We start from the raw sequence: 8,272 nt of genomic DNA on the forward strand, positions 1-8,272 counted from the left end.
CGCGCTCGACGCGAGCCTCGCGTCGTCGGGCATCCACGTCCCCACGACCAAGGCCGCGCGCCACGCGCGGATCGTCGAGATCGTCCGCCGCGGCGCCATCCACTCCCAGGCCGAGCTCGCCCGCGCGCTCGCGGAGGAGGGCCTGAACGTCACGCAGGGCACCCTGTCGCGCGACCTGATCGAGCTGCGTGCGGAGAAGGTGCGCAACGACGCCGGGGCGCTCGTCTACGCGGTCCCCGGCGAAGGCGGCGACCGCAGCCCGCAGGTCGGCGCCGACACCGGCTACGTCGCGGCCCGCCTGGCCCGGCTCTGCGCCGAGATGCTCGTCTCCGCGGAGTCGTCCGGCAACCTGGTCGTGCTGCGCACCCCACCGGGCGCCGCGAACTACCTCGCCTCGGCGATCGACCACTCCGTCTTTCCCGGCGTGCTCGGCTGCATCGCGGGCGACGACACCATCCTCGTGATCGCCCGCGACCCCGCGGGCGGCGAAGAGCTCGCACAACGGTTCCTCGCGCTCAGCGCCTGAACCGCACCCACGATCGACCCCACAGCACTCCCTTCACGAAAGAGAACGTCATGACTGAACGCGTCGTGCTCGCCTACTCAGGTGGTCTGGACACCTCCGTCGCCATCGGCTGGATCGCCGAGGCCACGGGGGCGGAGGTCGTCGCCGTGGCCGTCGACGTGGGCCAGGGCGGAGAGGACATGAACCTCATCCGCCAGCGCGCGCTCGACTGCGGTGCCGTCGAGGCGTACATCGCCGACGCCCGCGACGAGTTCGCCGCCGAGTACTGCGTGCCCGCCCTCAAGGCCAACGCGCTGTACCTCGACCGCTACCCGCTGGTGTCCGCCCTGTCGCGCCCGGTGATCGTGAAGCACCTCGTGCGCGCCGCGCGTCAGTTCGGTGCCACGACCGTGGCCCACGGCTGCACCGGCAAGGGGAACGACCAGGTCCGCTTCGAGGTGGCCACCACGTCGCTCGCCCCGGAGCTCAGGACCATCGCCCCCGTGCGTGACCTGGCGCTCACGCGCGAGAAGGCGATCGCCTACGCCGAGCAGCACAGGCTGCCGATCGCCACCACGAAGAAGAACCCGTTCTCGATCGACCAGAACCTCTGGGGACGTGCCGTCGAGACCGGCTTCCTCGAGGACATCTGGAACGAGCCCACCAAGGACGTCTACTCCTACACGGACGACCCGACGTTCCCACCCGTCGCGGACGAGGTCGTCATCACGTTCGAGCAGGGCGTGCCCGTGGCGCTCGACGGCGTGCCCGTGACCCCGCTCCAGGCCGTCCAGGAGATGAACCGGCGGGCCGGCGCACAGGGCGTGGGCCGCATCGACATCGTCGAGGACCGGCTCGTGGGGATCAAGTCCCGCGAGATCTACGAGGCACCAGGCGCGATCGCGCTCATCGCCGCCCACCAGGAGCTGGAGAACGTCACGCTCGAGCGCGAGCAGGCACGGTTCAAGCGCCAGGTCGAGCAGCGGTGGACCGAGCTCGTGTACGACGGCATGTGGTTCAGCCCGCTCAAGCGCTCGCTCGACACGTTCATCGAGGACACCCAGCGCTACGTCTCCGGCGACATCCGCATGGTGCTCCACGGCGGACGCGCGACCGTCACGGGCCGTCGTTCCGAGCAGAGCCTGTACGACTTCAACCTCGCCACCTATGACGAGGGAGACACGTTCGACCAGTCGCAGGCCAAGGGCTTCATCGAGATCTACGGCCTCACCGCCAAGCTCGCCGCCGCCCGCGACGTGAAGTTCGGCAACGGCGTGGACCTGTCCGCCCCGGCCGACCTCGCCGCCGGGGTGAAGTGACCATGACCGACAACACCACGCCCACCGGCGACGACCTGACGACGCCCACCCCTGCGACCCCCGTCGCGCTCTGGGGCGGCCGCTTCGCCGGCGGCCCCGCCCCCGAGCTGGCCGCGCTGTCCCAGTCCACGCACTTCGACTGGAAGCTCGCCAGTTACGACATCACCGGGTCCAAGGCCCATGCCAAGGTGCTCCACGCCGCAGGCCTGCTCACCGACGACGAGCTCACCGCGATGCACGAGGCCCTCGACCTCCTCGCCGCCGACGTCGAGTCCGGAGCCTTCCTCCCCGTGCTCGCCGACGAGGACGTGCACACCGCCCTCGAGCGCGGGCTCATCGAGCGCGCCGGCCCCGACCTGGGCGGGAAGCTCCGGGCCGGCAGGTCCCGCAACGACCAGATCGCGACTCTCGTGCGGATGTACCTGCGCGACCAGGCGCGCGTGATCGGCGCCCAGGTGCTCGATCTCGCGGACGAGCTCATCACGCAGGCCGTCGCGGCCGGCGAGGCGCCCATGCCGGGCCGCACGCACCTCCAGCACGCCCAGCCCGTGCTCCTCGCCCACCACCTCCTCGCTCACGCCTGGCCGCTCCTGCGCGACGTCGACCGCTTCCTCGACTGGGACGTGCGCGCCGCCCGCTCCCCGTACGGGTCGGGGGCGCTCGCGGGCTCGTCGCTCGGGCTGGACCCGGCATCGGTCGCGGCAGACCTGGGCTTCGACGGCCCCGTCGAGAACTCGATCGACGGCACCGCGTCGCGTGACGTGGTGGCCGAGTTCGCGTTCGTCGCCGCGATGATCGGCGTGGACCTGTCCCGGCTCGCGGAGGAGATCATCCTCTGGAACACGAAGGAGTTCGGGTTCGTCCGGCTGGACGACGCGTACTCCACCGGGTCGAGCATCATGCCGCAGAAGAAGAACCCGGACATCGCCGAGCTCGCCCGGGGCAAGGCAGGCCGCCTCATCGGCGACCTGACGGGCCTGCTCGCCACGCTCAAGGGACTGCCGCTCGCCTACAACCGCGACCTCCAGGAGGACAAGGAGCCGGTCTTCGACCAGGTCGCGACGCTGACCGTGCTGCTGCCGGCGTTCTCCGGGATGGTGCGGACCCTGACGTTCGACACCGATCGTCTGGCCGAGCTCGCCCCCCAGGGCTTCTCCCTCGCGACGGACATCGCCGAGTGGCTCGTCCGGCAGGGTGTCCCGTTCCGGGTGGCGCACGAGGTCGCCGGGGCGTGCGTCCGGGAGTGCGAGGAGCGCGGGATCGAGCTGTGGGACCTGTCCGACGAGGACCTGGAGCGCATCTCCGAGCACCTCACTCCCGAGGTGCGCACCGTGCTCACCGTCGAGGGATCCCTCGCCTCCCGTGACGCGGTGGGTGGCACAGCCCCGGCTCGGGTCGTCGAGCAGATCGAGCAGGCGAAGGAGCGCTCGGCGGAGTTCCGCTTCTGGGCCCAGCCGTGACGGGAGCGACCCGATGACGGTGACGCCGTCCGTCCTGGGCGAGCTACTGGGCCGGATCCGTGCCGCCGACGCCCGCCTCGTGTGCGTCGACGGGCCGGCCGGCTCGGGCAAGACGACCCTGGCGGCCCAGCTCGGCGACGCCCTCGAGGCGGCGGTGGTCCACATGGACGACCTCTACGAGGGGTGGGCCGCAGGCCCGGACGGCGGTGCGGCGAACCTCCGCACCTGGGTCCTGGAGCCGCTCGCACAGGGTCGGCCGGTGCGCTACCGGCGGTACGACTGGCCCTCCGGCGGCTGGGCCGAGTGGCACGACGTGCCGGCGGTCACGTACCTCGTGGTGGAGGGGTGCGGAGCAGCAGCGCGCCAGGTGGACGCGCTGAGCGCGTTCCGGATCTGGGTCGAGGCCGACGACGAGGAGCGCCTCCGCCGTGGCCTCGAGCGCGACGGGACCGGCGCCCGTGAGCACTGGGTGAGGTGGATGGCCGACGAGGCCGTCCACTTCGCCCGCGAGAACACCCGCGAGCGGTCTGACGTGCGTCTCGACGGTTTCGGTAACCTCGCATCCTGAAGGAGGCGTCACATGGCGGATCTCACCGACGCGAGGGCCGGTCACGAGCCGACGAGCCCCTGGCTCGTGCCGGGCCGCGCCTGGTACGCACGGTCGGTGCACGAGGTGGCGCGCGACCTGCTCGGTGCGTACCTCACCCGGCGGTCTCCCGAGGGCGACGTGACCCTGCGCATCACCGAGGTCGAGGCGTACGACGGGCCGAACGATCCGGGCTCGCACGCGTTCCGTGGCCGCACCAGCCGCAACGCCACGATGTTCGGCGAGCCCGGGAGGCTCTACGTCTACCGGCACCTCGGACTGCACCACTGCGCGAACGTCGTGTGCGGCCCCGCGGGGGTGCCGTCCGGGGTGCTCCTGCGGGCGGGGGAGATCACGTCCGGCCGGGAGCTGGCGCGGGTGCGCCGCCTGGCCTCCGGGGTGGTGGACAACGACCGGCAGATCGCCCGCGGGCCCGCCCGGCTGACCGTGGCCCTCGCGCTCGATCTCACGTGGAACGGCACGGACGTGACCGACGCGGAGGGCCCGCTCGTCCTGCACCAGCCCGTCGACCGCGTGCGTGGCCCCGTGGCCTCCGGGCCGCGCGTGGGCGTGAGCGGCGAAGGCGGACGCGCGGACCTGTTCCCGTGGCGGTCGTGGCTGGTCGACGAGCCGACGGTGTCGGCCTACCGGCCGGTCAGCCCACGCCGGCCGCGGTGACCGCCCGGACCCCGGTGACCGTTCAGGCGTCCGGGTAGCGGTCGCGCAGGAGACGACCGAGCAGCCGGGCGATCTCCCGAGGGCCGGACCTCGCCGCAGACCCCTCGACGAGGCCGTTGTAGTTCGTGTTGGTGTTCACGTCGTAGGTGAGCACCCGGCCGTCGGCCGTGCGGATGTTCTCGATCCCCGCCACCTCGATGCCGTGGCGGCGCGTGAACTCGAGGTACTGCTGCACGACCGGGTCGTCGTACCCGTCGCGGAGCGAGAACAGGTTCCACTCGTCGTCCGGCGCCATGGAGATCGTGGCCCCCGGGGGCAGGACCGGACGGCCGGTCGCCGGGTCGAGCGCGCACGCGTCCGCCGGGCACAGCTGGAACCCGCCCCGCTCCGTGTCGCCGCGCACGGCGTAGATCATCTCGCCGCCGACGATCTCGACCCGCGTGATGCCGCCGTCGGCCGCGACCACGTACTCCTGGACGAGGGTGATCCCGTCGACGGGCTCCTCGTAGTCGTCGGAGGCGAGATAGGCGGCGAGGTCCTCGGCCGCGTCGAACTTCCGTACGCCCAGGCCTTTGCCGCCCTGGTTGTGCTTGGTCACGAACGCGCCGTCGAACCCTTCGGCCGCCTTGAGCACGTGGTCCCTCCCGACCGCCGCGACGGTGCGCGGAGTCGCGATCCCCGCCGCCCGGAGCGCGGTGAGCTGGTCGACCTTGCTCATCTCCAGCTCGAGCACCCGGCGCCCGTTCACGGTGCGCCGGCCGTGCGCCTCGAGCCAGGACAGGACACCACGCGCATAGTCCTTCGTGAGCGTGTGCTCGCGGGTGTGCGACGAGGCGCTGATCCGCGACCAGAAGATGCCCTCCGGCGGTGTGTCGTCGAGGTCGATCGTGCCTTCGATGAGCAGCCACTCCTCCATGGGCAGCCCTTCGGCGGCGAACGCCTCGGCGAAGGGGACGAACCACTCGGGGTTCTCGTGCAGGGCGTAGATCTTCGGGGACACGATGCCTTCCAGGGGCGGGAAGCGGGCTGCTGCGCACGATCCGCGCGCGCGACCTATTGTCCCAGCCGGGCGTGTGTGACGACCAGGGTGTGGAAAACGCGGGAGGCGAGGCCCCGGCGTCGGGCAGACTAGGGGGTGCGGCCTGGACGGGCCGCAGACCAAGACCCAAGGAGTGACACGGTGACCCACATCCTCGACGAGCTGCACTGGCGAGGCCTGGTGGCACAGACCACCGACGAGGCCGCGCTGCGGAACGCGCTGGACGAGGGACCTGTCACCTATTACTGCGGCTTCGACCCGACGGCGCCCAGCCTGCACATCGGCAACCTGGTGCAGATCCTGACGATGCGCCGGCTGCAGGACGCCGGGCACCGGCCGATCGCCCTCGTCGGCGGCGCGACCGGGCTCATCGGCGACCCGAAGATGGCGGGGGAGCGCACGCTCAACGCCCCGGAGCTCGTCGCGGGATGGGTCGAGCGCATCCGGCTCCAGATCCAGCCGCTCCTGCGGTTCGACGGACCGGACGCTGCCACCATGGTGAACAACCTGGACTGGACGTCGGGCCTCTCGGCGATCGCGTTCCTGCGGGACGTCGGCCAGCACTACCGCCTGGGCACGATGCTCGCGAAGGACACGGTGGCGAGGCGGCTCCACTCGGACGAGGGCATCAGCTTCACCGAGTTCAGCTACCAGATCCTCCAGGGGATGGACTACCGCGAGCTGCACCTGCGGCACGGCGTGACCCTGCAGACGGGCGGCAGCGACCAGTGGGGCAACCTGCTCTCGGGCGTGGAACTGGTCCGCAAGGCGGAGGGCACGGCGGTGCACGCGCTGACGACGCCGCTGATCACCAAGGCGGACGGCACCAAATTCGGCAAGACCGAGGGCGGCGCCGTCTGGCTCGACCCCGAGCTGACGAGCCCTTACGCCTTCTACCAGTTCTGGCTCAACACCGCGGACGCGGACGTCGTGAACTACCTCAAGGTCTTCTCCTTCCGGACGCGCGACGAGATCGAGGCGCTGGAGAAGGAGGTGGCCGAGCGGCCGTTCGCCCGCGAGGCGCAGAAGGCGCTCGCGGGCGAGGTGACGACGCTCGTGCACGGGGCGGCAGCGACCGACGCGGTCGTGGCGGCGAGCCAGGCCCTGTTCGGCCGGGGTGAGCTCACGTCGCTCGACGAGGTGACGCTGCGCGGCGCGGTGAGCGAGCTGCCGCGGGTCACCGCCAAGGCGGGCGACCTCGTGGTGGACCTCATGGTCGGCGCCGGGCTCGTCGACTCCAAGTCCGCGGCCCGCCGCGCGGTCGCCGAGGGCGGCGCGTACGTCAACAACGTCAAGGTCACGTCCGACGAGGCGGCCCTCGGCGCCGGCGACCTGCTGCACGGGCGGTACGCCGTGCTGCGCCGGGGCAAGAAGACGCTGGCGGTCGCCGCCTCGGAGTGATGGGAGAGAAGCGGCCCGGCCTTCGGGCCGGGCCGCTTCTCGTTCCGCTAGGTTCAGCCCGTGTCCGACGACGGTGGTTTCCTGCTCTGCTGCGACCCGCTCGAGCCGCGCGCTGCCGACCCGCACTTCGGTCGCGAGGCCACGGCGCTGGCGGCACGCGACGTCGCTGTGGGGCTCGTCGATCACGACGCACTCGTGTCGGGCGACGCGCACGCCGCTGTGCGGCGGGTCCCGCGTGACCTCGGGCGGTGCTGGTACCGGGGCTGGATGGTCCCGGCAACGGCCTACGAGCGGTTGTCCGGCGCGCTCGCCGGCCGCGGGGCGGAGCTGGTGGTGCCGCCCCCACGCTTTCGGGCGGCGCACGAGCTGCCCGGTTGGTACGAGGCGTTCGCCGAGGTCACCCCGGAGAGCGTCTGGTCGACCTGGGAGGCCGGACGTGTGCCCGCCCCCGACGACGTCGCGCGACTCGTCGCTCCTCTCGGTGGAGGGCCCGGCGTGGTCAAGGACTACGTGAAGTCGCGCAAGCACGAGTGGCGTGAGGCGTGCTTCGTCCCGGACCTCGCGGATTCTGGCCGCGCTACGGCCGTGATCGCCAGGATGGTCGAGCTGCAGGGAACTGACCTGGCCGGCGGGATCGTGGTGCGCCGGTTCGAGGAGCTGCTCGGAGAGGGACGGCCCGCAGAGGCGCGCGTCTGGTGGGTCGACGGCGAGCCGGTCCTGGTGGGCCCGCATCCCGATACCCCCGAGGTGCACGTCGCGCCGGACCTCTCCCAGGTGCTGCCGGCCGTCCTCCGGCTGGGCTGCCGCTTCGTCACCACCGACGTGGCGCAACGGTCGGACGGGACCTGGCGTGTCGTCGAGGTGGGGGACGGCCAGGTGAGCGACCTGCCGGCGGACGGAGCGGTGGAGAAGGTGCTCGGAGCGCTGCTCGAGGCGGCGAAACTGCCCGTCTGACCGCGCCCATCTGCCGATTTGGTGCCTGCCCCGGATCGTGTGTACTGTTCTGGATGTCAGCCCGTCAGGCCGACGGACAGCCGAGTGATCGGGTGGCCGCGCCGGGGCTGGATCCCACTCCAGAGTTTCAGAGGGCTTTGTGCGCTCTGTTATGGTGTGGGGCCGGGCTTCGGCCGGCGGGATTACTTTTCCGGGTCATTCGCGAGAATGAGCGGGATTTGGTCCGGCCGAGCGGGTCTGGTAGGTTTAAGAGGTTGCCCCGGACGGGGGCCGGACATGAATAGGGTCTGGTCTGCGGCGGTGTGCGTCGGTTGTTTGAGAACTCAACAG

8 protein-coding genes are annotated in these 8,272 nt (G+C 71.6%); 7 read left to right on the forward strand and 1 reads right to left on the reverse strand.

All coding sequences use genetic code 11. The features are described from left to right. Positions 1-31: 31 nt before the first annotated feature. Genes D1350_RS07660 through D1350_RS07680 form a run of 5 tightly spaced genes read left to right on the forward strand, consistent with a single transcriptional unit; the run spans position 32 to position 4,548 of the window. Positions 32-526, forward strand: coding sequence for an arginine repressor (locus D1350_RS07660; RefSeq protein ID WP_240643955.1), 495 nt, complete (start codon positions 32-34; stop codon positions 524-526). 50 nt (positions 527-576) lie between these two features. After that, on the forward strand, positions 577-1,824 hold the full coding sequence (locus tag D1350_RS07665; RefSeq protein WP_125775366.1) for an argininosuccinate synthase: 1,248 nt from the start codon (positions 577-579) through the stop codon (positions 1,822-1,824). Between the two features lie 2 nt (positions 1,825-1,826). Next, on the forward strand, positions 1,827-3,284 hold the full coding sequence (gene argH, locus D1350_RS07670) for an argininosuccinate lyase (RefSeq protein ID WP_125775367.1): 1,458 nt from the start codon (positions 1,827-1,829) through the stop codon (positions 3,282-3,284). Positions 3,285-3,297: 13 nt separating this feature from the next. Further along, positions 3,298-3,852 (forward strand): uridine kinase family protein, encoded by a 555-nt coding sequence (locus D1350_RS07675; protein WP_125775368.1) that lies wholly within the window; start codon positions 3,298-3,300, stop codon positions 3,850-3,852. Between the two features lie 12 nt (positions 3,853-3,864). Next, positions 3,865-4,548 carry a DNA-3-methyladenine glycosylase gene (locus D1350_RS07680; RefSeq protein WP_125775369.1) on the forward strand — a complete coding sequence of 228 codons (684 nt, stop codon included), beginning with the start codon at positions 3,865-3,867 and terminating at the stop codon, positions 4,546-4,548. Between the two features lie 22 nt (positions 4,549-4,570). Here D1350_RS07680 and D1350_RS07685 read toward each other — a convergent pair whose 3' ends face one another. Further along, positions 4,571-5,551, reverse strand: a complete 981-nt coding sequence (locus D1350_RS07685) for an ATP-grasp domain-containing protein (RefSeq protein WP_125775423.1) — start codon at positions 5,549-5,551, stop codon at positions 4,571-4,573. Positions 5,552-5,728: 177 nt separating this feature from the next. Here D1350_RS07685 and tyrS point away from each other — a divergent pair, with 177 nt between their 5' ends. Beyond that, a complete protein-coding gene (gene tyrS / locus D1350_RS07690; RefSeq protein ID WP_125775370.1) occupies positions 5,729-6,988 on the forward strand; it encodes a tyrosine--tRNA ligase in 1,260 nt (419 codons plus the stop codon). 60 nt (positions 6,989-7,048) lie between these two features. Beyond that, entirely contained in the window at positions 7,049-7,942 is an 894-nt protein-coding gene (locus tag D1350_RS07695) for an ATP-grasp domain-containing protein (RefSeq protein ID WP_125775371.1), read from the forward strand. Positions 7,943-8,272: the final 330 nt, after the last annotated feature.

The sequence above is a fragment of the Antribacter gilvus genome (genome assembly GCF_003946865.1).
In the GTDB taxonomy this organism is placed as follows: Bacteria; Actinomycetota; Actinomycetes; order Actinomycetales; family Cellulomonadaceae; genus Antribacter; species Antribacter gilvus.

Coding starts and splice junctions, on each gene's coding strand:
- D1350_RS07675 (WP_125775368.1), top strand. CDS start 3,298: ATGACGGTGACGCCGTCCGTCCTGGGCGAGCTACTGGGCCGGATCCGT.
- argH (WP_125775367.1), top strand. CDS start 1,827: ATGACCGACAACACCACGCCCACCGGCGACGACCTGACGACGCCCACC.
- D1350_RS07665 (WP_125775366.1), top strand. CDS start 577: ATGACTGAACGCGTCGTGCTCGCCTACTCAGGTGGTCTGGACACCTCC.
- D1350_RS07680 (WP_125775369.1), top strand. CDS start 3,865: ATGGCGGATCTCACCGACGCGAGGGCCGGTCACGAGCCGACGAGCCCC.